Genomic DNA, 260 nt, shown 5'->3' with positions numbered 1-260 from the left:
GCCTGCGCGCGAGTGCGCAGCCTGAACCTCTATACCCTGTTCGACCTGCCGCACATCAATCAGGTGTATATGCTGTTTCGCGCGGAGCTGATCGACCTGGACTTTGCCCCGGGCGAAGAGCGCCTTGAGGTTCAGCTATTTCACGAACAGGACATCCCCTGGTCAGAGCTGGCTTTCCCGACCATCGGGCGTACCTTAGAATGCTACTTGGCCGACCGCGTGCAACAGCACTTTCCGGTCCGCAACGAGCCGCTCGAAGC

General features: G+C 60.0%; 1 pseudogene. It reads left to right on the top strand.

The features are described from left to right. Positions 1 to 260: pseudogene (locus O4H31_RS19545) on the top strand (hypothetical protein); the annotation flags it as partial.

It is taken from the genome of Sulfitobacter dubius (assembly GCF_027214245.1).
Taxonomy (GTDB): domain Bacteria; phylum Pseudomonadota; class Alphaproteobacteria; order Rhodobacterales; family Rhodobacteraceae; genus Sulfitobacter; species Sulfitobacter dubius_A.
This window is presented reverse-complemented; position numbering and strand designations above follow the sequence as displayed.